This window comes from Enhygromyxa salina, from assembly GCF_000737335.2.
Taxonomy (GTDB): Bacteria; Myxococcota_A; Polyangia; order Nannocystales; family Nannocystaceae; genus Plesiocystis; species Plesiocystis salina_C.
Genome location: NZ_JMCC02000106.1, coordinates 1 through 23,700, shown reverse-complemented (window position 1 = coordinate 23,700; position 23,700 = coordinate 1). Strand labels below are relative to the sequence as shown.

Sequence of the window (23,700 nt, the reverse complement as noted above, 5' to 3'; positions counted from 1 at the left end):
CGCGAGGCGGCCCCACCAACCGGTGGCGGCCGCCTATTTTTTGCGTTGCCTGCCCGCCCAGAGCCCGCACCCTCCCGGTCTGAGAGGCATCCGGCCCACCGCCGTCGCAGCACTCGCTAAGGTACTCGTCGCAAGGGCTCACTCGGGCGTGAACACCAGCAGGTGTTCGTTGACGACGAAGCTCGGCGCGCGCTCACCAAGCCACGCGAAACACTGGCGCCGCCGGACCCAGTCACTCAGATGGATCACGACCGGATCGGGCCCCGCGTAGGGCTTGTCGCAGCCGATCTTGCGCACCTTCAACCCGCGAGACTCGAGCTCCTCGCGACGCAGGGGGAAGCTCGTGTTGTAGGTGATCTGCGTCCAGCCCTGCTGCTCCGCGAGGGTCGCGAGGTCGCCCAGATCCTGGCCCCAGTCCTCTCCGATCACGCTGATCCGGTGCCCGCCCGCGGGCCCGCCAACCACCGCGTTGAAGTCACCAAGCCAGGCAGGAAAGGTCCACGCTGCCCCGCCGGCGCAACCCAGCAAGCACGCGAGCACCAACGCCGGAGCCCGGCGACCCGCCGCCAACCACCTGGGGACCCCCGAAGCGCGCTCGATCAGCAGCTGCCCCGTGCGGCCGGCGAGCACGATCATGATCGGCATCAGCGGCAACACGTGACGAACCCCAATGTTGATGCTCGACGCGCACGCGCTCGCGAGCGTGACGGCGCTGAACAGCACGAGCACGCTGGTTCCCAGACTTGGACGCAGGCCCGCGCGCGCCCGCGCGATGACCAGCCCCGCGCCCGCCACCAGCAGCACCAGCAGCCCGGTTGGCGTCTTCGCAAAGATCATCACCGGGAAGTACAGCGGATGCCCGGCGTGGGCCCGCATGCCAAAGAAATAGTGGCCGTGGCCCATCCCGTTTTGGACCGACACGGTCGCAACCCCCACCAGCCACGTATACGGAAACGGCAGGCGCCAGCTCGACGGCAGCTTCGCTAGCGGGCTGCGCTCGAGCATCTGGTCGTCGAACTTGTCGCTGATCCAATTGTGCGGCTCCGGCTCGGCGAGGATCTGCGCGACGCTGAGCCCAACCCGGTCGAACATGTAGATCGCGTCGAGCGCCAAGATCATCACGGCGGCGACCAGCACCAGCTGGGCGCCCACCAGCGCGACCCGTCGCGCGCGGGCACGCCCGCTCGCCGCGCTGCTCGTGGCCGCGGGCGCAAACCCACCGAAGCCGCCCAACGCCGCGCCCAGCACGATCGCGCTCATGACCACCACAAACGCGACCCCGCTGTGCTTGCTCAGCACCATCAGCGTGCTCGCCAGACCAAACAGCGCGACCCGATCCCAGCCCGGCCGCTCGATCCAGCCGATCAGCGCCGCGACGCTGGCGAAGGCCATCGCGGTCATCGGCATGTCGGTCGTCACCAAGCGCCCGTGAGCAAGCAGCGTCGGGTGCACGGTGTAGAGCCCAAGCGAGATGATCGCCGCCAACCAACCCCAGCGCCGCTCACACCACACATAGATGAACAGCCCCAGCGCCAGGGTCCACAACATCATCATCCGCCGGCCACCCGTGAGCTCGGCCCTGGCGGTTGGAAAGTCGTGACGAAAATACCCGGTCGAGACGTACAGCGGCTGCTCGTCATCCCAGCCCGACAGCAGCGGTATCGCCTCGGCGTGGGTGAGCTCGGGGTCGAGCGAGCGCGCGCGGAGCTCACGGGGCTCGCCGTCGGGATGGACGCCCAGACCCCACGGATCTTTGGCGCGGCCGGCGTAGGGCAAGCTGGTGATCGCGTTGGCCAGCGGCGGGTGGGCGTAGCTCAGGCGGGTGTCGTGGGTCCACCAAAACGCGTGACCGCGGATCATGTGCAGCTGCTCGTCCGCCGTCACGCTGCGGTCGCGCTCGCTGGTCCACAGCAGCGCCCCGCACACAAGCAGCAACAACAGCGCCAGCAGGTGGCGACGAGGATCCTGGTCGCGCGCGGACACCCCTACTCCACCGCCGCGCAGGGGTCGTCTTCGTCGAACGCGTCGCCGGGGTACACGAGCCGATCCGGCGACAGCGGCCCTGGTGCGTTGTCGTCAAACGCCGCCGCGAGCTTCATCGAGGCCGACCCCATGCTCTCGTAGTACTCGACCCGCAGGTGATGCAGGCCGGGCGCCAGGGTGACCTCGCCGGTCCCGATGCCGCGTCGACGCGTGCCCGAGTCGCGCTCCCATCCGTCGATCAGCGACTCGCCGTTGACGAACACCCGGGCCCCGTCGTTGGCGTTGATCTGGAGGATCACGGGTGCGGTCTGCTCGTCGTCGATCCGCAGGCAGGTGTCCCAACGAACCGAGAATTTGTCGGGGGGCACGGCCTCGTGTGGCGCGTCCTTGCCCCAGTCGTGGTCGACGCTCAGCTCGCGCTGGTGGATCGGCGAGCCCTCGAGCTTGCGGTCGGCGAAATAGCTGGCCCGCCACGGGCCCTCGCCCTCGATCTCGGCGGTCAGCGCCACGTAGATCGCCAGCGGCGTGAACAGCATCAGCAGCCCGACGCAGGTCCACAAGATCCTGCGCTTGCGGGTGCGAAGCGGGCCGCCGCCAATGACCGGCTCGAGGGTCTGCAGCAGCTGACGCGCCGCGCGAGCGTGCCGCTCGAGCTGCGCGACCGGGGCCTGTGCGGACAGGCCCCGCCAGTGGGCCGCGAGCTGCTCGCGCGTGCGTGCGTCGAGCCCAGCGATCTCGCCGCCCAGCCACTCCCCGGGATCGGCCGCGTTCGGGGCTCCGATCTGCGCTGCGCGACCCGCCGCCAGCATGGCCTCCCAAAACCCCTGGAGATGCGGAACCGCCGTGCGCGCGGGCGCGAGCGGATCTTCGAGGAGCAGCTCGGCCGCGTGGAGGTCGTCGGCCGCGCGACACAGCTCGTCCCAACCAGGCTGCGCCACGAGCTTGACGGGTGTTTGTGCGGGACTGGCCATCGGCGCTCCCATCAGCGGTCCTGGTTCGCCGCGTCAGCAGACGACTTGGGCTGTGGCTTCGGCTTGGTCTTGGTCTTGGGCACGGTCGTTGGGGTTGGCTTGGGCGCGGTCTTGGGCGCGGTCTTCGGCGCGGTCTTCGGCGTGGACTTGGCTGGCGGCCGCTTCGCGGGGGGCCGCTTCGGCTTTGGCTTGGGCTTGGCCCGCGTCGCAGGCCGTGACGTCGAGACCTCGCCGCGCCGCTCATCGCTGCGCAAGTCTCGGATCAACACGAGCAGCGTGCCTTCGCGCTCGACCCGGGTGAGCTCCGGGTGCTCGTCGTGCTTGAGGTAACAATTGTTGCGGGTGTAGCCGAGCCAGAACTCCGCCGGGGGGCCACCGCTCTGGTGAAGAATGAAATTCGACCCCAAGTACTCGCGCGCGATGAAGTCGGGCATACACGCCGAGACCACGTAGGGCCCGGCCAAGTAGCGCTCGCGCTCGGTCCGCCACAGGTGCTCCCGCAGGGTCTCGAACGCCTCTTTGTAGGTGTTGCCGTAGTAGTCCGTGGAGTAGTGCAGGTACGCCCCGGGCAACCGGCCCACGAAGGCGTTGAAGAACAAGTACTGGTGCGGGTGCAGGTGCACCATCGCGAGGATCATGCGCACCCAGTAGGCCAACACCAGCGCCTGCACGCTCCACGACGCAGCCCGTGAGCGCGCCGCGAGCAACCGCACCAGCCGGGTCAAGGTCACGCTCGCGATGACGGTGAAGATCGGCACCAAGAACAAGAAGTGGCGCAGGCCGTCGTAGAGCGGGGAGCGCTTGGCGATCGTGTAGAGCGGCGGGAACAAGATCGCGAACACCAAGAAGCCGCCGATTGCGACCCGCCGACGCTCGTCCTTGCTCGCGCCCTCGACCACCTCGCCGGAATCGGCGGCTTGCTGCTTGCGCTTGGTCTGCTTGCGCAGCCGCACCGCCCGCACGATGAACGCCCCAAGCGCGCCCACCACCAAGAGCAGCACCAGCTCGGGCAGCTTGAAGCCAAAGTAGCGCAGCAGGTAGTCACCCGGCGGCGACAACGAAGAGATCCGCCGGCTGCCGAAGGGCATGCCGCGCTCGTGCAGGTTGAACGCGGACATGGTCGAGAGGGCGATCAGCGGCCGCCGCAGCGGGGACAGCTGCGCCCACGGCCAGAACACCAACATCAGCGCCCACGCGCCCATCGTGGTCCCGATCAACTTGGGCGAGAAGCGCAGCAGGTAGCGGGGGATCAGCCGCGCGTCCCGAGCTTCGCGGGCGCGCCACAGCACCCACAGGCCCACGAGCATGAACAGGTAGCAGAGCGTCAGCAGCCCCGCGATGCGCACGCTCATCGCGACGCCGAGCGCCAGCGATGCCTTGGCCCACTCGCGCCGCGGCACGGCCGGCATGCTGATCAGGATCCGCACCTCATAGTAGAGCGCCCACACGTAGCCAACCGCGAAGGGCATGTCCTTCGGGTTGTTGAACATGTGCCCGTACCAGACCGGCGTCAGCACCAGCATCACCAGGCCCACGAACCCGGCCGCGGGCCCGCCGAGCAAGCGCGCGAACTTCCAGGTCCCCAGCAGCCCAAAGCAGGCGACCAGCGCCCCAAACAGGTGGATCGTGGGGTACTTGCCCAGCGGTGAGATCTGCCGGGCGAGGTAGCCCAGGCCATCGAAGCTGCCGCCGTACAGGTAGTCCGCCCGGTAGGTCAGCGCGGCCTCGTCGGCGAACAGCGAGGCGTACCAGTGGATCACGTGGCGCCCGTAGTTGAGGTGCCAGGTCTCGTCCCAGGTGATCCCGTAGTCACCAAAGGTCATGGCGATCAGCAGCAAGACCACCGCACCGACGGCGGCGCTGGCTAGATCGAAGCCGAGGTCCCAGCGTGGACCGTCGCTCGGGGTGAGCCGGTCGCACGCGTGCGCGAGGCGCTGGTTGACGCGCTGTGACGGGGACGGAGCCATCGGGGCGGCGGAGATTACCGCTTTAGCGACGCCGACGCAGCAGGCCGAGACCCAAGAGCCCCAACCCGAGCCACGCACCGCCCGCGGGCGCGCGGCGATCGATCTCACAGCTGCAGGTCAGCTGCGTGATCGTGCCCCCGTCGTCGGCCCCAAACCCGGTGTCCCCGAACTCTTCGCCGCCCGCGTCACCCGCTCCGGTCTCCCCTCCGGAGTCGCCGTCGCCAGGATCACCGTCGCCGTCCCCGGGATCACCGTCGCCGTCGCCGTCGCCCATGTCCATGCAGTCGCCCTCGACCGTGAAGGTGACCGGCTCCGACTGGCTGACGTTGCCCCAAAAATCCGTCCCGTGGGCGAGGATCGTGTACTCGCCGCAGTAGAACACGGCGCCGGCGAACACCGCGGGGCTCTCGCTGACGACCGCGCCCTGCAGCATGCCCTCGATCTCGATCTGCACGTCAACGGGCAGGCCGCTGTCGTCTTCGGCGGTCACCGTGATGTCGAACATCGCCGGCTCGGCGTCGAAGATCTCTCCATCAAACGGGACCACGACCTCGAGCACGGGCGGGTTGAGCTCCGCCGTCTCGCCAAAGTCCGAGCCGCACGTCGCGCTCCACTCGAGCGCGGTCGCGTCCTCGCACCAGGTGTTCCACGAGCCGTACGACAGGCCGGGCTCACCATCGAAGAAGTTCCCGCACAGCGGACCGGGCTCCCAGTTGCCGTTGATGTCGTGACAGACCGTCACGTCGATGCCCGAGTCTTGCTCGATCCACTTGACGGCGTTGGCGGCCATCGAGTGGGTGCCCTTGGCCGCGCTGCAGGTGTTGTCGTTCTTGGTCGAGGCGATGCCGTAGACGTGCCAGCTCCCGTCGTCGTAACGAATGAACGCCGGCCCGCCCGAGTCGCCCGAGCAGATGGTCTCGGTGCCCTGGCCGCCCACGTCGAACCGGCCGTTGCTCGCGTTCGAGATGTAGGTCCAGCCCCAGCGCTTGCGACCAGCCCCGTCGTCACCGTCGTTGTTGCCAAACCCGACCACGGCGACCGTCTCGCCGTTACCGTAGTACTGGCCGACCTCGCAGCCAAACCCGACCGGCGTGATCGGGACGTCGGTCATGGGTTCGTTGAGCACGCAGTAGGCCCAGTCGCTGCTCTGCCCGCCGTTGTAGCTTGGGTTGGTCTTGCAGTACTCGGTCGACTTGTTCTTGGTGCTGTTGTCGCTGTCACCAAAGCCAATGGTCTTGCCCTCCGCGCCGCAGTGCGCCGCATACATGACGACCCGGGGATGGATCAGCGAGCCGGTGCACAGCGAGCCACCACCGGTCACCTTCACAACCGACGGCCACGCGCACGGCTCCGTCTCGGCGCCGTTCCACACATGGGGGTTTGGCGGCGGCTGGTCCGGGGTTCCGATCTCCGGTTCACCTGCGTGCGCCGCGACGGGCAGCAACAGGAACGAGAGGAACGCGACCGACGAGAGTTTATGTAGTTGAGTAGGACGCAGACGCATGATGGCTACGGCGAATAATGGGGTATTTGAGGCTCAACCTCAAAACACTGTAATTATCACGTAACAGGGCGCACCAAGGCCCACGCGGATTTCACCGCGTGTTCTTGTCCAGTCGTCGACGGACCGCGAGACCCACACAGACCCACAGCAAGAGCGCAAACGGCACATCTTCCCGCGTCGAGGTCGCGCAGTCGCACGCCGACCCACCGTCGGTCCCGGGCGTGTCGTCTTCGGAGCCCGCGTCGGTGTCCGTGGTCTCGGGCGGCCACTCGACGTCGCCAAACCCAATCGTGATCGGTGACGACTCGACGCGGTTGCCCGCCCAGTCTTCGGCGATCGCAACTAGCGTGTGGGACCCCGCCGCCAAGCCCACGCCACCAAACAACCAGGGATCATTGTCGTCCGTCACGCTCGCGACCTCGTCGATCTCGAGATGTACGCGCGCGACCGCGAACCCGTCGGGATGCTTGACCGCGGCGACCTGCACATCGATCACCGCGCCCTCCAAGAAGGTATCGCCCGAGCTTGGCGCGAGGATCTGGACGCTTGGCGGCAGCTTGGCGTCGAACTGATCCCACGCCGGGCCGCAGGTGGTCGCCGCTGGCCCGCTTGGGGTGCCGCTGCACCAGTCGTCCCAGCTGCCGCTGCCAACCCCGGGTGCTTGGCTGTTTGCGGCCGCGCACGCAGGACCGGGCGCCCAGCTGCCGTCGGCCGCGTGACACGGGGTCACGTCGATCCCGCTGTCTTGTTCGATCCAGCCAATCGCCCCATGCAGGCTCGCGTGGGTCCCGTAGCCGCCGCACGGGCCGACCACCGTCGAGGCGATCCCGAAGGTCCGCCAGCCCCCATCGGCGAGCCGCAAGAACGCGGGGCCGCCCGAGTCGCCCGAGCAGATCGACGGCGTGTTCGCGAGGTTGGGGTTGCCGACCAGCGTCGTGTTCTTGGTTGGCGTGACGGCGACCAAGCTCGTCGCGCCCCAGTGCTTGATCCCCGAGCTGCCATCGCCGTCGAGGACCTGGCCGAAGCCGGCGAGCGCGACCTCGGTGCCAACCTCGAGCAGCTGGGTCTCGCATCCGAACAGCGGCGGCGTCACGGCGAACTCGGTGATCGGCGCCTGCAGCTTGCAGTACGCCACGTCGTGGCCCTGATCCTGATCGCCCGCGTAGCCCGGGTACACCCGACAGGTCTCGACCGCGACCTCGCGGCCGCCCGCGAACGCATCTTCACCAAATCGGATGGTCTTGTTGCCCGCGCCGCAGTGCGCCGCATAGACGACCAGCTGCGGATGGATCAACGTGCCCGTGCACTGTCCCCCACCCCCAACGGCGACCGCTGTCGGCCACCCGCAGGTGGGGACTTGCTCGCCACCGGCGATCAGCGGGCGGGGCGTTGGCGAGTCCACTGGCGGGCTCGCCAACGCCGAGCTCGCCGTCCCCCACACCAGCGGGAGTGCCAGCCCCAAGCACCGGGTCGCGCGGTGAAACGTCACGGGCGCACCATACCGCGACAAGCGTCTGGGCTTGCCGCTAAGCTGCGCCATGCGTTCCCCCTCGTCCCCCGCCGCTCTGGTCCTGACTTTCTTGCTTGGCGCATGCACCAGCGTGGCGCTGCAGACCTCGGCGGCGACCGATGCCCCGGCGGAGGGCGGCGGCGCCAACGATCCAGCGCCAGCCGAGCCGAGCGCCGTCCAGGCCACCGTGGTCGCGCTCGCCGACGCGCCCTCCTTTGTCGCGCCCAACGGCACGGCGACGATCACTCACCTCGCGCTTGGCCAAAACGCCTACCTTGGCCGGCTGCGCATGGACGCGGGCGCCGCCGTTCCCGTCCACCGGGATCCAACGGAGGAGTACATCCACGTGCTCGAGGGCAGCGGGACCATGACGATCGACGGTGAGACCCACGAGCTCGGGCCCGGCACCACGATCTACATGCCGGCCAACGCCGAGGTCAGCTTTCAAAATGGTGACGCAGAGATGATCGGGCTGCAGGTGTTCGCGGGGCCGGAGCCAGCGGCGAAGTACCAGGCCTGGACGCCAACTCCTTAGTCGCGCGCCGCGAGCCCCTGCGGGTTGCGATCGAGCGCCCCCGCCCCACGCAGCAACCACAACCCACCAATCGCCAGCGGCACCGCGGTCACCATCAAGGCCAAGCGCAAGCCCGCGATCTCGGCGGTGGCACCAAACACGCTGCCCGCCAACGCCGGCCCGACCCCCTCCGAGACGGCCCCGATCAAGTACGGCGAGATCGCGTCCCCAAGCGCGTGGATCATCAGCACGTTAACGGCGATCGAGCTCGCGCGCAGGTTCGCGGGCACGCACCCAACCAGCGCCGCGTTGAGCGGCCCGGTGTTTAGAAACAAGAAGAACTCGGCCACGAAGGTCAGCGCCAGCACGGGGACGCGCAGCCCCAGCAGCCCCATGCCCAGGACCACGGGCGCGCCGAGCAGCAGCCCCCAACCACTGACGCGCAGGTACCCGCCCTGCCCGCGCGCGAACGCTCGATCGCCCAGCCACCCGCCAACCAAGGTCGCGATCAGGCCCGCCACGACCGTGACGCCACCAAACACCGTGCCCGCCTCGCCCGCGCCCATGCCGTGCGCCCGCTGAAAAAAGGTAGGCATCCAGAACGCCAGCCCGCCAAGCGTGAAGGTCATCAGCACCATGCCGCCGGTCGTCGCCCGCCACCCTGGGCTGCGAAACAATCGCTTGATCCCCAGCCACGGATTGTCGAGCCCGGCCTCGCCCTTGCCCGCGTCGCCATCCATGCCGCCCCGAACGGGCTCGGGCAACGCCATGGCCGCGATCGCAAACAACAACCCAGGCGCCCCGGCAAACAAGAACGCGAGCCGCCAGCCTGGATCTGCCGCCTCTGCCAAGCCCAGCAGCTGCAACAGCTCGGGACTGACGAAGGCCTCCCAGTTGCCGGCGACAGCTCCACCAAGCACATAGCCCAGCGCCGAGCCCATCGGGATCGCCAAATAGAAGTAGGCAAGCATCCGGCCGCGCTTTTGCGGCGCGAACAGATCCGCGATCATCGCCGGAGCCACGGTCGCGTAGCCAGCCTCGCCGATCCCGACCAGCGCGCGCGAGACCATGAGCTCCCCGTACGACTCGGCGTAGCCGCTGCCGACCGTCGCCAGGCTCCACAGCGCGACGCCGCCCGCGACCAAGTACTTGCGCGTGCTTCGATCACCCAGCCAGCCCGTGAACGGCGAGGCGATCATGTACACGACCATGAACATCAACCCGAGCAGACCGGCGTCGGCGTCGCCCAGGCCAAAGTCCACGCGCACGCTCTCGAGCACGGCCGCGAGCACATAGCGATCGATGTAGTTGACGAAGTTGATCGCGCTCAGCACGATCAGCACGGCCAGCGCGTGCTCGCGCGTCACTTGCCTGGGCGTCGTCCCGCTCACGCGCGCATGCTCCCACATGATTCGCGCGCCACGGCTGCTAAACTCCGGCGGCGCACGCCAATGTGGACCTCAGCCCAGCGCTTCACCTGCCGCGCCGCATCCTCATGGCTGTTGTTGCTGGTCGTCGTGTTCGTGTGCAGCTGCGCGCCCAAGCTGGCCAGCGAGCCCCCGCAACCCGCGGAAGATGACACCGAGCGCACGGGCGCCGCGGCCCGCTGGTCCTACGAGATCCGCGTTGACGAAGCGCTCGAGCAGCTGCACTTGGGGCTGTGCATCGAAGGCCCTCGGCCAACCCGCCTGCGCAGCATGGGTGACGCGATGTCGTTTGTGGCTTCCGCGCGGGTCCGCGGCGGCCCGGTGCTCGCGCGGGACGGACAGAATCTCGTGGTCGAGACCCTAGGTGAGCATGGCTGCCTCGATCTCGAGATCGACCTCGAAGCAGCGGTCCGCGCGGGTGGACGCGACACGACACGACGCGGCGACTCGATCATGCTCGCGCCCGATCGCTGGCTCTGGTACCCGGCCGTGGTCCCAGCCAACATCAACGCCCGGGCCCGCTTCGAGCTGCCCAAGGGCGTCGCCGCCACCGTACCGTGGCCCCACATACCAGCTGGCGAGGCCGACGGCGCTGACGGCTGGCGGCGCCTCGATCACACCACCTTCGGCTGGAACGCGTGGATCGCCTTGGGCCGGTATCGACCGATCGAGTTCACGGTTGCGCAGTGCGAGTTCGAGGTCGCCGTCCTCGATGGCCAGCGAGCGGCCAGCGACGCTGGCATCGAAGCGTGGTTGCGGACCGCGGCGCTGAGCTCGGCCGAGCTGCATGGTCGGTTCCCACGCGAGCGCGTGTCGGTGGTCGTGGTCCCCACCGCGGGCTGGGGTGACGCCCCGGTGATGTTTGGCATGGCGCGCCGCGGTGGAGGGGGCAGCGTGATGCTGATCCTCAACAGCGACGCGACCGATGCCGAGCTCCCAGGCGAGTGGGTCGCCACCCACGAGCTCTTGCACCTCGGCATGCCGTTGGTCGCCGACCCATGGATGTCCGAGGGCTTCGTCACCTACTACACAGAGATCCTTCGCGCGCGCCAAGGTCTGCTCGGCGACGGCGAGTCTTCGCCGCCCGAGGACAACGCCAACACGGCTGACAGCCGCGAAGACCGTGCCCACGACGAACAGATCCGTCTGGCCCTCGCCGCGCTGGCCCGCGGGTTTCGCCGCGGCGGTGGAGGGCTTCGCACGCTCGCCCACGCGAGCGACAACATGCGCAGCAGCGGCGGCTACAGGCGCGTGTACTGGGGTGGCGCCGCGATCGCCTTCGATCTCGACGTCAGCATCCGCGCGGCATCGGGTGGCCGGCGGTCGCTCGACGATCTGTGCGTGATGCTGCAGAAGCTCGCCCTCGAGCATCGGCGCTGGCCGGCCGAGGAGTTGCTCGAGATGATGGACGCCGAGGTCGCGCGCTGGCGTGCCGCAGGCGAGCTCCGCGGCGAGATCTCGCCGTCCAAGATCGTCGCTCGGCACCTCCAAGCAAAGTCCACGCCACCAGATGTCGAGCAGCTGCACCGCTTGGCGGTCGAGATCGACTCCAGCGATATACGTCTGCTCGCCAACCCAATTGACAATGTCCGGCTCCGCGAGGGCCTGTTCGCTTCCAAAAATCAACAGCCATGAACGAACGTGCGGTCCCGCATACATCCTCCAGAGGGCTAGCAGCGCACTAAATTCGCCGGTTTGGCCGCGACCGCGAAAACCTTGGCTCAGGTAGGCGAGCTTTTGCACATTTTCTATTCAGTTGTTCAGTGACGCACGCCCGCGACCATGATATGCATCCGCCCAATCTCAGCGACCCGGGGACCCCCACCGACGAACTCCGTTCGAGTGCAACTCACCCCCCGGGCATATCGACGAAGGATCAGGACAAACGTAATGGCAAACCTCAAGGACATCGTGGCCACCCTGGCCATCCTTAGCGCAGGCACCCTCACCCTCACTGGCTGCAAGAAGGAAGGCGAGACCACCAACCCTGACGAGGTCGAGGCCGGTGATTCGGCTGGCCCCGCCGAGGGCGAAGGCGAAGCTTCCTGCAAGGGCGACGACGCCGAGGCCTCCTGCAGCGGCGAAGACGCCCCGGCCGATGGCGCCGGTGGCGACGAAGAAGCCTCCTGCAGCGGCGAGTCGGACGAAGCCTCTTGCAGCGGCGCTGCCTGAGTCAACTGGATTTGACAACCGCGGTCTGTGACCGCTGACTTGCGCCCGTGGTCGTCGTTTCGGCCCGGGCGCTTTTCTCAATTTTGCCGCCAATGACCAACATGCGTGAACGACTTCACAACCCCAGCACGCCAACGGGCGTCGGCTTGGGGCTGCGCGCCGAGTTCATGGCCGACGTCCAAAAGGGGCTCGCCGACGACCGCGTCGCCTTCTTCGAGGTCAGCCCCGAGAACTACATGAACCGCGGCGGCCGCATGGTCCGCCTGTTCGAGGACATCGCGGCCCGCAACCGGTTGATCACCCACGGCCTCATGATGTCGCTTGGCTCGATCGAGCCGTTTTGCCCCAACTACTTTAAAGATCTGCGCGGGTTCTTGGCTCGCCACGGCGGCAGCTGGCACAGCGACCACCTGTGCTTCTCGACCGAACAGGGGGCCGTGCTGCACGATCTGCTGCCGCTCCCGCTCGACGAAGCCACCGCGCACCGCGTCGCTGACCGGATCCGTGAAGCGCAAGATCGCCTCGAGCGCCCGCTCGCGGTCGAGAACATCTCGTACTACCTCCCGATGGGCCAGCCGCAGATGAGCGAGGCCGCGTTCATGACGATGGTGTGCGAACTGGCCGACTGCGGCCTGCTGTTCGACGTCAACAACGTGCACGTCAACTCCAAGAACTTTGGGTTCGACGTGCGCGAGATGGTCGCCGACTACCCACTGGACCGCGTGGTTCAGCTTCACGTCGCTGGCCACACCCACTGGGAGCGCTTCGACATGTTCCTCGACGACCACGGCGCGACCGCCGAACCCACGGTTCACGAGCTGATGGCGTTCGTCGTCGAGCGAACGGGCCCGGTGCCGGTGTTGCTCGAGCGCGACAAGAAGATACCGCCGCTCTCCGAGCTGCTCGATGAAGTCGCCGCGCTGCAGGCCAGCTACGACCTCGCCCTCGCCCGCCGCGCCCGCGCCTGCATCGAGCCCGAGGTCGCCAGTGTCGGTTGAGCCCGATCAGATCCGGTCCGCGCTCGGCCAGGTCATCCGGGATCGCGCGATCCATGATCGCATCGTCCAGGATCCCAGCGCTGCACTCGCCGGGCTCGGACTCGACGAACAGACCCGCGCGGGCATGTTGGCCTGTGGCCCTCAGCGGCTGCTCGCCTACCATCACATGGTCCACGGCCGGCTGTTCAAGACCGTTCGAACCTTCATCGGCGGCGCCGCGCAGCGGCTCGGCGATGACCGGCTGCGCGCTGATCTAGACGCGTGGATCGCCGATCCAGGACCCAAGACAGTGTACCTGCGCGACGTCCCAGCCGAGTTCCTGAGCTGGGCGCGCCCGCGCTGGGACGCGGATCCATCGGTTCCGGCGTGGATTGGCGAGCTCGCCGCCCATCAGATCTGCATTCGCGCGCTCCGCAATGATCCGCGCGAGGTCCACCCCCAGACAGAGGTTGGCATCCAGCTCGAGCAGCCGATCGTCTGCAACGCCACGGTCGAGCTGGTCCGCTATCGCTGGGCCGTCCATCGCCTGCCGACCAAGTACGACCCCGAGGCCGAGCCCGAGCTGACACCCAAGGGGCACGCCGTGATCGCGTACCGCCACGCCGATGAGCAGCCCCGCTTCGTCGACATCAAGCCACGTTCGGCGCACATGCTCGAGCTGCTGATCGCGGGCAAGACCCTGCGAGAGGCGCTGTTCGGCGCGTGCGAAGCCATGGGCGAGACCCTCGATGACGAGATCCTCGCGGTCACGGCCGTGACGCTCGCTGATCTGATCGACCGTCACGTGCTGCTTGGCGGGTATCCATGACCCTTCCAGCACCCCGGGGACTCGCCCGCACGCAAAAGTGAAGAGACGGCCGCGAAGCCGTCTCTTCTGTGTGTCTCGAACGTGGTGACAAACACCTACAGCCATCGACGGAAGCACGCCGGTGACTAGACAGGTAGTGTCAGATCGGGCTGAACCGATCACAAAAACCGCAAATCAGCTGGAATTCGTGGTCTGCGCGGTGCTCGAGCACATGAGCGGCGGCGGCCGCCAGCCGATTCCCCGCTCACTATGGCATTGAGTGACAAGATGAGTGCCTCCACCCGTGACCGCCAGTCGACGTGGGTCTCTTTGGCTGCGGGCGACCACCGCGCCGGCACGAGGCGACACGATGCATTGCACCACCACGGTCTCCTCGCGCTCTAGAACCGGCGGGAATTCCCACCATGGTTAGTCCAGTTTTCATTCGCCAGTCGAGTGGCGACCGCAATTGCCAACCGAGCAATAACGAAGCGCGAGCGACTAGTGACACCATCACATTGCGAACGAGAAGTGCATTCAACGATGGAATGCAAGATGGCCCAGACCTTGCTTTTCCATGGCTAGAGTTCGAGAGGAATTGGCCCAATGCCAGATCTATCACGCAGTTTGACCACATCGTTATTCGCCCTCGCTGGAGCCACGCTGATCACTGCGTGCAATGAGGAACGGGATGACACACCGCTCGACGGCGATGGCATCGCCATCGAGGAATCTGGCGACACCGAGCCGCTGCCGCCTGATCTGCCCGGCGGCGACGGCGACGACAGCGGCGACGGCGACGGCGACGACAGCGGCGACGACGGCGGCGACGACAGCGGCCCAAGCTGTGAATCGACCACTGCGATCGCATCCAATATACCGCCAAACGTGATCCTGGTGCTCGATAAGTCTCGCAGCATGGTCAACCACAAATGGGACGACGACGACAACTCGGACACCCCAAAGGTCACCCGCTGGCACAGCCTCCACGCGACCGTCGCCGCGATCACCAATCAGTATCAAGACGGCATGAAGCTCGGCCTCACGCTGTTTCCTTCGATCGACGCCACCTCGAGCTACGACAGCGCGTGCGTGGTATCGGACCAGCCCGAGGTCGCCCCTGCGCTGGACAACGCCAATGCGATCCTCGCGTCAATTCCCGCTGCCGATGACCTCGGCCTATACGGCGCGACGCCGGCCGCCGCGGGGATCTCGACGGCGCTGGCAGCACTCGAGTCGCTGGGTGAGCTGCCCGCGGCGATGATCCTGGTCACCGACGGCGCCGCCAACTGCGACCTATCCCAGCCAGGCGACGCCCGGTTCGGCGTCTACGACGAGAACCTGCCGCTGGTCGTCGCCGACGCGTGGGATCGCGCCCACATCCCCACCTATGTGATCGGCATCGATATCGAGTCCGAGAGCATCTCGCCCGCCACCAACCCGCGAATGAAGCTCGACGAGGTCGCGCAGGTCGGCGGCGTCGCGCTCGATGGCGAGGTCGGCTTTTACGACGCGACCGACGCGACCGCGCTGCTGGCCGCGCTCGATGAGATCGCATCTGCGGTCAGCTGCACCGTCAAGCTCGACATGGAAGCGGCGAGCATCGACGAGCTGACGATCGTGATCGGCGGTCAAACGATCCCGCGAGTCGACAGCTGCGCCGACGGGGACGGGTGGGTGTTTACCGACCCGAACGGCGCGCTCGATAGCATCGAGCTGTGCAATGGCTCATGCGATGCGCTGTTCGACGCAGGCGAGCTCGAGGCCGAGTTCCCCTGCCCGCCGCAGCCGTGACGAGGCACCCCTCACGGAGGAGGACCGACGTAGACCTCGTCGATGTAGACCTTGTCTTCGTTGGAGTTGACCGAGCCATCCTTGCTGTAGGTCCACCGGAAGGTGTGGTTGCCAGCGCCGATCGGGTACACGGCCTTGGTCCACCCCACGACGCCTGACCAGCCGTTGCCCTGCTGAACGTTGTCGATATAGAAGCGCAAGTAGTCGAAGTTGTTCTCGCTGCTCACGCGGTACCAGAAGCTGACCTCACCAGCCTGCGGGGCCATGAGCGTGACCTCGAGGTTGGTGTTCTGGTTGTGCGTGATCGTCCCGCTCGCGGCCACGTAGGCGCCCTCGTGCGGCTGGGTGCCGCTGGTTGCCCAGTTCGCGCTGCCGTTGGTCGCCCACGGCAAGGTCAGCAGGTTGTTGGACTCGAAGTCGTCGTACCAGCCATTTGACGAGCAGTCGTTCATGCAAAAGTCGTCGTCGACCATGTTGGCGTCATCGCACTCCTCCATGCCTACGAACGTGAAGCCGTCGCCACAAAACGCCGGGATGCAGCTGGTTGGGCACGCGTCGGTGTCGTCCATGTTGGCGTCGTCGCACTCTTCAACGCCCTCGTAGAGGTAGCCATCGCCGCAAAACGCGTCCACGCAGGTTCCGGCGATGCAAGCGTCGTCGCTGTCCATGTTGCCGTCGTCACACTGCTCGACGCCAGCGCGCAGGTAGCCGTCGCCGCAGAACGCAAACTGGCACGAGCCCGGGCAGTCGTCGGCGTCGTTGTCGTTGCCATCGTCGCACTGCTCACCGACCTGGACCACGCCGTCGCCGCAGGTGCTGTTCGTGCACGCGCTGGTGCACTCGTCCGACTCGTCGTCGTTGCCGTCGTCGCAGATCTCCACGCCGTCGTGGACATAGCCGTCACCGCACACCGCGGTCTGGCACTCGTTCGTGCAGTCGTCGGTGTTGCTCGCGTTGCCGTCGTCGCACTCTTCGTAGCCCTCGAACACGAAGCCATCGCCACACGCGGCGATCGTGCACAGGGTCGTGCACTGGCCACCCTCGCTGTTGGCCTGCCCAAGGTCGCACTCCTCACCCGTGTCGACGATGCCGTCGCCGCAGTTGGGCGGGGGCTCGTCCGTGTCCGTACCCGTGTCCGTGTCCGTGTCTTCGTCACCGTCGCCGTCTCCGCTGGCGCTGCCGCCCGTGTAAGTCAGGCTGGAAAACTGCGACATGCCATCGTCGGCGTCGCCGGTACAGGCGAGCGGCATCAGCACGAGGCCGAGCGTGGCGAGAGAGATCAAAGAGCGATCGAGGTGCAGTCGATTCATGTCAGGTCAGGTCCTTGGAGCGGGGGACGGTAGTCCAGCGTCGTGAGGATCGGACAATAACGCCGATTGTCTGCGGGTTGGTAATTTACAGCGACGCGCGAGCTGCCCATGACCATGCTGGGTCAATCAATCGACGCGCGGGCCTCGCGTGAACTGCTAGCACCACGGGCTGCTAGGCTATTTCAATGTGGTCACCGCCATCGAAGCGCGTGCTGTGGCTGAGCTCCATCTTGCTCGCGCTTGGCTGTCGGCGGGCCCACGAGCAGCCACACCAGCAGCAGCCGACCTCCGCAATCCGACCAGCGCCAAGCGCAGCACCGCCCGACGCTGGCCCGGACGCGGACCCAATTCACACCGGTGATCTAGCGAGCGCGGAGTCGGCCCTCGCCGTCGCAGATCGGGGCGTGTTCGAGGACCTCGACGCGCGGGTGCAGATTGATCTACCCGCCGATATTGGCCCCGACCAGGTGATCCTGGCCGTTGTCGATCCGCGTCACGCAATCCTCGTGCTTCATGTCGACGGCTGGCCAACGAAGGTCTATCCGCTGCTCGAGGCGGGCGGTCAGGAGCTGAGCGTGGGCGAGCACAGCGTGCGATTGCGGCGCGGTGATCATGCCGAGCTGGCCCCGCTGGTGCGCACGCCCGAGCAATTGCGTGCACTCGCGCAAGCCGCGAAGCCTGGCCCGGGCGACCTCGACGACGACGGAATTCCCGATCCGCTCGACATCGACATCGGCGCGATCAAGACGACGCTCAACGCTGCGCGCTACGACCAGAGCTACGTGAGCATCCCGTTTCCCGGCGGCGACGTCCCCCGCGAACTCGGCGCCTGCACCGACGTGATCGTGCGAGCGCTGCGCAACGCGGGCATCGATCTGCAGGCCGAGATCCACGAAGACATCGCCCGCGCCCCCCACCGCTACCCGATGGTCGAGCGAGCCAACGCCGACATCGATCATCGCCGGGTCCGCACGCTGCTGCCGTGGTTTCGCGCGCACTGGACCCAGCTCGACGCCACGCAGCCGCCGCGGCCGGGTGACGTGGTGTTCATGGAGACGATCGCCAGCCGCAAGGGGCCCGATCACATCGGCGTAATTGGAGATCGCCGGGCCGCTGACGGTCAGCTGCTCGTCGCCAACAACTGGACGGACGGCTATCAAACCTCGTTCATGGAGCTGCTTGGTCACGTCGAGCTCACCGATCGCTTTCGCGTGCCGCCGAGCCCCGAGCACGCCGGTCCGATCGCGGCCGAGGTCCGGCAGCTGCTGGTGGTCCGGGGCGAGGATTGGGACAGCTTTCGCGGGCAGGCCCAGCGATACCAGCGGGACACCGTCGGCGGTCCATGGCAGAGGGTTGGTGACGCGTTCCCGATCGTGCTTGGCCACGCCGGCCTGGGCTGGGGTCGCGGGCTCCACGGTGACGGGCCGCCCCTCGGGTCACGCGGGCCGACCAAGCAAGAGGGGGACGGGCGGTCGGCGGCGGGCGTGTTCAGGATCGGCGGGGCCTGGGGTCGGTCCGAGACCGCGACCACCAAGCTGCCCTACGCCAGCGAGTCCGCTACCTTGCGCTGCGTCGACGATCCCGCGTCTGCCCACTACAACGAGATCGTCGACGGCGCGACGACCCCCCAAGACTGGAGCAGCGCCGAGCCCATGCGCCGCTACTACGAGCTGGCGATCGTGGTCGAGCACAATCGGGCGCGCGTCGCTTCAGCCGGCAGCTGCATCTTCTTGCACCGCTGGAGTGACCCCGATAGCCCGGTGACCGGCTGCACGGCGATGGCCGCGGATCGACTCGAGCAGCTCGCCGCGTGGCTCGAACCGGGCGCCGTGATCGTCAGCCTGCCAGGCCCCACGCTAGACGACCTACGCCAAGCCTGGGCGCTCCCCGATCCCTGAGCTAGCGCCTGATCCGACCATGGACCCCTCAGCGGTCCGAAGCTACCATCCGCCCGTGAGCGATCCCGCCGCATACGAGGCTGCGCTGCGCCATGTGGGCTATGCGGTGCTACCGGGCGTCTACTCCGAAGCCTACCTGCGCCAGGCCACGGCCGAGCTCGATCGTCTGTACAGCGAGCTCGGGCGCCCACCCATGAGCTGCTCGGGACGCCGCCAACACCCACACCCCACCGTGAACGGCTTCACGACACCGGTCGGGGTGACCCTCGCCAAGCTGCTCGCGCACGCGCCCACGCTGACCTCGGGGTTTCTTCACCCGAAGGTGCTCGACGCGGTCCGTCACGTGCTCGGCGACGACCTGCGCATCGAGACCACGGGGGCGACGATCTCCGACGACACGCGGCCGATCCATGCCTGGCATCGCCACATCGGCGGTCCCGACGAGGACATGCCAGAGGCCGAGCGCCCCGGCCGGGTTGATCCAGACCGGATCGGTCGGCTGAGCTTGCTGATCTACCTTCACGAGCTCGGACCCGAGACCGGCTCGTTGCTGGTCTATCCGCGCAAGCTCAGCGACCCCTTGGAGTGTCCGTTTCCCAACGATCTGCACCAGCAGTGGCCCGGACAAGTCGCCCTCTCGGGTCCACCCGGAACCGCGGTGTTGGTCGAGGAGCGGACCTGGCACGCCTCGCTCCCGCGCACGGGGCCCGGTACCCGTCGGTTTCTTGGAGCCTGGCTCGGGGCCGGTTGGCTGCCCGCGTGCATCAACTTCGATGACTCGGTGCCGGCCTTCGAGGACGCGGCGCTGCACCGATCCCCTGACCACGGCTGACCACGGCTGACCACGGCCGACCACGGCCGGCCCGGCGCTGTCACAGCGAGAAGGCGTCGGCCTGCGCGGCGTTGCGCCTGACCTGGGCCTTGCCCGGACGGCTCGCGGCCGCCGGCTCGGGCGCGGACTCGGCCTCGACGAAGCCGGCGTTGGCCTCGTCGAGCACGCCCGCCTGCTTGTTGAATTCGTCGTCGAGATCGCGGCCAAAGGGATCGAAGAAGTCCTTGGCCTTGGTCAGCAAGCCCGCGGCCTCGCGGCGCTCCTTGATCTCTGACAGGTGGGCGTCGACGGTGGCCTGGGCCTCCGCGGTGCGGCCCTGCGCGAACAAGACGTTGGCCTGCTCGAGGGTGCGCGCGGTCTCGCTGCGGCTCAAGCGGCCAAGCACGATCGCGTCGAGCGGCGACACCTCGCTGGGCGTGGCGGTCATGTTGGCGGCGAGCTCACCAAAGCACTCGCCCGGCTCGCGGCCCGCGAGATCGTCATAGCTGAAGGTGACCGCGGCGACCGGCCGCTCGCCGACCGGGCTTGGCGGGACCTCGAGGCGGATCAAGAAGGTCTTTTCTTCGCCGACCGCGAAGGTGCCCATTGGCACGATCACGCGCCGATCGACCTGCTGGTAGCTGCGATCGAGCACCTCGGCCACCCGCACGCCGGGCGCGAGCTCGACGACCAGCTTGCCGTCCTTGGCGATCGCCGTGACCAACGAGTCCAGCTCTTCGTCGAAGATCTGCTCGAGGTTCTCGCCGGTCTCCGAGAAGTAGTGACGGCCGTTGGCCTCGCGGGCGATCGCCGACATCAGGCGCTCGTTGTAGTCGACGTCGACGCCGATCGACGAGATCGTGGCCCCGCGGTTGCGAGCCTGGCGAGCGACGACCCGCATGCCACCCTCGTCTTGGACGCCGCGGTTGGCCTCGCCGTCGGACAGCAGCAACATCCGATCGATGCCCGCGCGCCGACCCGAGAGCGTGCGCATGCCCAGATCGATACCGCACGAGATACAGGTGTTGCCGCTGGGGGGATCGTTGACGCCGTCGAGCATCTCGCGGATCAGGCGTTCCCGGCTCGCGCTCGAGATCGTGGTGACCGGGATCACCACCTTGGCCTGCTCGGCGTAGGACACGACCGAGACCGTGTCACCGTCGCGCAGCCGCCGGATCATGCCAGCGGCGGCGTCAATGGCGTTGCGCTCGCGCTGGCCCTTCATGGAGCCCGAGTGATCAATGACGACCGCGAGGTTGAGCGGCTCGAAGCCCGAGCGTGCGCCGGCCTGATTGACCTGATCGAGCTCGCTACGAACGTCGACGAACAAGAAGGTCTCGCCGCGGGCGTCGGCGAGCATGCGGCTGTGACCGAGCCGGCCCTCGACCATGAGGGTCTTGCCGGTCACGAAGGTCGACTTGTCGACAAGCTTGGGCGGCGGCGGATCTTCGGGCTTGGGATCATTGGAACGCGGCGTGTCGCCCTGATTCACGGGGTTGGACGCGCTCGTGGCGTCGCGCTGCCCCGGAGCGGTCAACGACCACACCGCGGTGCTGGTGAGGGACATTCCGAGGGCTGCGAGGACTCCGACGATTGCGACGCGCATGCTGACTTCCTGGGTTTGGCTGCAAAATTCAGGTGGCGAGGAGACGGACCAGCCAGGTCACGAGACCGGCGGCGAGCGAGAGGCTGACGATGATCGTGGCGGCGAGCTTGGTCGGGATCTCGCGGGCGGCCGCCGCCTGCTCGACGACAGCGACCGTGTCGAAGCGCTTGGGCGTGAGCTCCTGCGCGCCCGAGCTGCTGGGGCTGCTGGGGCTGCTCGCGGCCGCACTCACCGGGGCCGGGGTTGGCTGCGCGACCTCGCTGGACACGCTGCGACCCGGGCGAGTCGTGGATCGGGGCGCGCTCGCGGTAGACAGCTCGGCCGGCCGAAACGGCTCGAGACACTCGAGCACCACGCTCGCGCTGGCCGGCCGCGCTTCGGGGGCCTTCTCGAGCAGCTGCATGACCAGCTGCTCGACCCCGCGCGGCAGCCCCCGCCGGGCTTCGGCTGGCAGCTGCGGGGCTGGCTCGGTGCACAGCTTGTCGAGCAACACCCGCGGCGACTCGGCCTCGAAGGGCGGACGCCCGGCGAGCAGCTCCCACATCACGAGGCCAAGCGCGTACAGATCCGAGCGCGGGCTGAGCGGGCGCGCGTCGATCTGCTCGGGGCTCATGTATTGAAGGGTGCCAACGCTGTGGGTGGTGTTGCCGGCCGCGGCCTGGACGATCTTGGCGATCCCGAAGTCCATGACCTTCACGCGCCCGCCGTCGAGCAACATCACGTTCTCGGGCTTGAGATCACGATGGATAATTGGCTGCTCGCCCGCGTGCGCGGCTTCGAGCGCGGCGGCCACCTGCCAGGCGATCGCCACCACTTCGTCCCACGCCAGCGCGCGATCGCGGAGCATTCGCTCGCGCAGGGTCTCGCCCTCGAGGAACTCGAGCGCCATGATCAGCTCGCCGTCGACCTCCGTGCAGTGCAGGCAGCGGACCACGTGCGGATCGTCGAGGCTGGCGAGGATCCCCATCTCGTTGACGAACTGCCGGCGACCGACCTCGCTGCGGGACAGCTCGCTGCGCAGCACCTTGAGCGCGACCCGGCGCTTGGAGAGGCGCTCTTCGGCCTCGTAGACCTTGCCCATGCCGCCTTCGCCGATCAGGCGGCGGACCAGGAAATCACCGATCCGACGGGGCTCGGGCTCGAGCGCGCCCCCCGTTCCCGCGCGAGCCAGCGCTGGCTCGGGGCCTGCGGAATCGGGGTCGGAGCCGGGGTCGGAGCCGGGGTCGGAGGTGGCAGCTGGGCTGTTGTCAGCCCCAGCGTAGGCGAGGGTGCGGCGCTCGGGATCGGCTTCGGGCATGGCGTGATCCGGGTCCGTGTCGACCTCGGGTCCCGATCCTTTGTACACCACGAGCGCAGCCCGCGGACTGGTGACAGTCAAGGCTCCCGCGGCTTCGGCTGAGCCTGGGGAGGTGGTCTGGGCGGGGCGGGGCGCCATGCGGGGGGCCCAACGCCGGTTGCCAGTGATCGGCTTGCACCGCTCGAAAGCATCGTCGTTCCGTTGGCGTTGGCTGGCCCGATGAGCACAGATGATGGCTTGCCGAACGGTGACAAGCTCGGGCACGGTGGACCAGTGGCCCCGCCCCCCGTGAGCGAGCGCTCGCTCGAGCCGATCCGCGTGGCCCAGCGCTCGGCCTGCGCGGACGGGCGTGAATTGTGGCGACTCCCCCTCAGCCACCAGACCGCGGCCGATGAATTGCTCGAGCTCGGGCGCGCGGGGATCGGCGGGTTCATCGAGGGCGGGCGGGACCCATCAGACGGGACGGCGTGGCTGGTCCGGGCGCGGATCGAGACCAAGCTGCCCGCCCTGCTCGGGACCCATGAAGGTCTGCCCCTGACGTGGCGACCGGTCGTCGTGTTGGTGGCCGAGCTGGCCCGCGCGCTGGCGGGCGCCGAGTCCCGCGGGCTGTTCCCTGGCTTGCTGCGACCCACGAACGTGGTCATCGAGCCGAGCGTGTGGGTGCTCGCCGAGGTGCTGGTTCACCCGCGCGTCGACGCACCCAACGATCCATCTCCAAGCGCGGAGCTGCGTCGCGAATGGCTGACGCCAGCCGCCGCGGCCGGTCACCCCGACGACGCGAGCTCCAACCGCTGGCTGCTCGGGCTGCTGCTCTATCGGCTGTTGTGCGGGCGTGGCCCATTCGCTGGGCTCGGGCTGCGCAGCGCGATCGATCGCCTGAGCCAAGGCGTGCCGCCGCTGCCCGAGGCGATCGCCCGCGAGCTGCCGCCGGGGCTTCAGAGCTTGATCCTGCGTATCTTGGCACCTGCGCCCGAACAGCGAGTGAGCGACGCGGCAACGATCCACGCCGAGCTGTCGGGGTTCTTGCGCGAAGCTGCCCCGACAAGCGCGAACGCGACCTTGCTGTTCGTTCCGCCGCGCGACGCTGCCCCACCGCAACCCGGTCCACCACCCCCCAGCCCCGCCCACGCCCCCGGCCCCGGCCCCGCCCG

The 23,700-nt window shown here is 67.9% G+C and carries 18 protein-coding genes; 9 read left to right on the top strand and 9 right to left on the bottom strand.

Annotated features, from left to right (window positions below):
- Positions 1–138 precede the first annotated feature (138 nt).
- The 5 genes from DB30_RS32265 to DB30_RS32245 all read right to left on the bottom strand — a co-directional run bounded on the left by DB30_RS32265 (position 139) and on the right by DB30_RS32245 (position 7,914).
- Positions 139–1,983: a glycosyltransferase family 39 protein gene (locus DB30_RS32265; RefSeq protein ID WP_052556299.1), complete on the bottom strand. Its 1,845-nt coding sequence runs from the start codon at positions 1,981–1,983 to the stop codon at positions 139–141.
- Between the two features lie 2 nt (positions 1,984–1,985).
- The gene (locus tag DB30_RS32260) at positions 1,986–2,954 is read right to left on the bottom strand and encodes a PA14 domain-containing protein (RefSeq protein WP_165704051.1); all 969 of its coding nucleotides are present in this window, start codon (positions 2,952–2,954) and stop codon (positions 1,986–1,988) included.
- An 11-nt stretch (positions 2,955–2,965) separates the two neighbouring features.
- A complete protein-coding gene (locus DB30_RS32255) occupies positions 2,966–4,921 on the bottom strand; it encodes a hypothetical protein (RefSeq protein ID WP_052556295.1) in 1,956 nt (651 codons plus the stop codon).
- 22 nt (positions 4,922–4,943) lie between these two features.
- Positions 4,944–6,425 carry a trypsin-like serine protease gene (locus tag DB30_RS32250; protein ID WP_146661570.1) on the bottom strand — a complete coding sequence of 494 codons (1,482 nt, stop codon included), beginning with the start codon at positions 6,423–6,425 and terminating at the stop codon, positions 4,944–4,946.
- Between the two features lie 91 nt (positions 6,426–6,516).
- Complete coding sequence (locus DB30_RS32245) at positions 6,517–7,914, bottom strand: trypsin-like serine protease (RefSeq protein ID WP_052556290.1); 1,398 nt, start codon at positions 7,912–7,914, stop codon at positions 6,517–6,519.
- 49 nt (positions 7,915–7,963) lie between these two features.
- On the opposite strand from DB30_RS32245, the gene DB30_RS41830 reads away from it, so the two are divergent.
- Positions 7,964–8,470 (top strand): cupin domain-containing protein, encoded by a 507-nt coding sequence (locus DB30_RS41830; RefSeq protein WP_205633118.1) that lies wholly within the window; start codon positions 7,964–7,966, stop codon positions 8,468–8,470.
- On the opposite strand, the gene DB30_RS32235 is transcribed toward DB30_RS41830, so the two are convergent.
- Positions 8,467–9,840 (bottom strand): spinster family MFS transporter, encoded by a 1,374-nt coding sequence (locus tag DB30_RS32235; RefSeq protein WP_240480382.1) that lies wholly within the window; start codon positions 9,838–9,840, stop codon positions 8,467–8,469. The two genes, DB30_RS41830 and DB30_RS32235, sit on opposite strands and share 4 nt — an antisense overlap.
- Positions 9,841–9,900: 60 nt before the next feature.
- Here DB30_RS32235 and DB30_RS32230 point away from each other — a divergent pair, with 60 nt between their 5' ends.
- From DB30_RS32230 to DB30_RS32210, 5 genes are all read left to right on the top strand, one after another.
- Positions 9,901–11,511, top strand: coding sequence for a hypothetical protein (locus tag DB30_RS32230; RefSeq protein WP_052556284.1), 1,611 nt, complete (start codon positions 9,901–9,903; stop codon positions 11,509–11,511).
- Between the two features lie 255 nt (positions 11,512–11,766).
- Entirely contained in the window at positions 11,767–12,048 is a 282-nt protein-coding gene (locus DB30_RS32225; protein WP_052556281.1) for a hypothetical protein, read from the top strand.
- Between the two features lie 101 nt (positions 12,049–12,149).
- Entirely contained in the window at positions 12,150–13,046 is an 897-nt protein-coding gene (locus tag DB30_RS32220) for an MbnB/TglH/ChrH family RiPP precursor modification enzyme (RefSeq protein WP_146661565.1), read from the top strand.
- A complete protein-coding gene (locus DB30_RS32215) occupies positions 13,036–13,854 on the top strand; it encodes an HvfC family peptide modification chaperone (RefSeq protein WP_052556277.1) in 819 nt (272 codons plus the stop codon). Before DB30_RS32220 ends, DB30_RS32215 begins: the two co-directional genes overlap by 11 nt.
- A 606-nt stretch (positions 13,855–14,460) precedes the next feature.
- The gene (locus tag DB30_RS32210; protein ID WP_052556275.1) at positions 14,461–15,627 is read left to right on the top strand and encodes a vWA domain-containing protein; all 1,167 of its coding nucleotides are present in this window, start codon (positions 14,461–14,463) and stop codon (positions 15,625–15,627) included.
- Between the two features lie 11 nt (positions 15,628–15,638).
- Here the strand turns inward: DB30_RS32210 and DB30_RS32205 are convergent, their stop codons facing one another.
- Positions 15,639–16,937, bottom strand: a complete 1,299-nt coding sequence (locus DB30_RS32205; RefSeq protein ID WP_052556274.1) for a DUF4215 domain-containing protein — start codon at positions 16,935–16,937, stop codon at positions 15,639–15,641.
- 185 nt (positions 16,938–17,122) lie between these two features.
- Here DB30_RS32205 and DB30_RS32200 point away from each other — a divergent pair, with 185 nt between their 5' ends.
- Both DB30_RS32200 and DB30_RS32195 read left to right on the top strand, forming a co-directional pair.
- Complete coding sequence (locus DB30_RS32200; protein WP_146661563.1) at positions 17,123–18,835, top strand: DUF1287 domain-containing protein; 1,713 nt, start codon at positions 17,123–17,125, stop codon at positions 18,833–18,835.
- Between the two features lie 55 nt (positions 18,836–18,890).
- Positions 18,891–19,667: a phytanoyl-CoA dioxygenase family protein gene (locus DB30_RS32195; RefSeq protein WP_165704050.1), complete on the top strand. Its 777-nt coding sequence runs from the start codon at positions 18,891–18,893 to the stop codon at positions 19,665–19,667.
- A 40-nt stretch (positions 19,668–19,707) separates the two neighbouring features.
- Here the strand turns inward: DB30_RS32195 and DB30_RS32190 are convergent, their stop codons facing one another.
- Together DB30_RS32190 and DB30_RS32185 are read right to left on the bottom strand one after the other, a co-directional pair.
- Entirely contained in the window at positions 19,708–21,213 is a 1,506-nt protein-coding gene (locus DB30_RS32190; RefSeq protein WP_165704049.1) for a vWA domain-containing protein, read from the bottom strand.
- 67 nt (positions 21,214–21,280) lie between these two features.
- A complete protein-coding gene (locus tag DB30_RS32185) occupies positions 21,281–22,600 on the bottom strand; it encodes a serine/threonine-protein kinase (protein WP_052556265.1) in 1,320 nt (439 codons plus the stop codon).
- A 168-nt stretch (positions 22,601–22,768) separates the two neighbouring features.
- On the opposite strand from DB30_RS32185, the gene DB30_RS32180 reads away from it, so the two are divergent.
- Positions 22,769–23,700 (top strand): serine/threonine-protein kinase (locus DB30_RS32180; protein WP_146661562.1); only part of this gene is annotated, 932 nt, incomplete at its 3' end.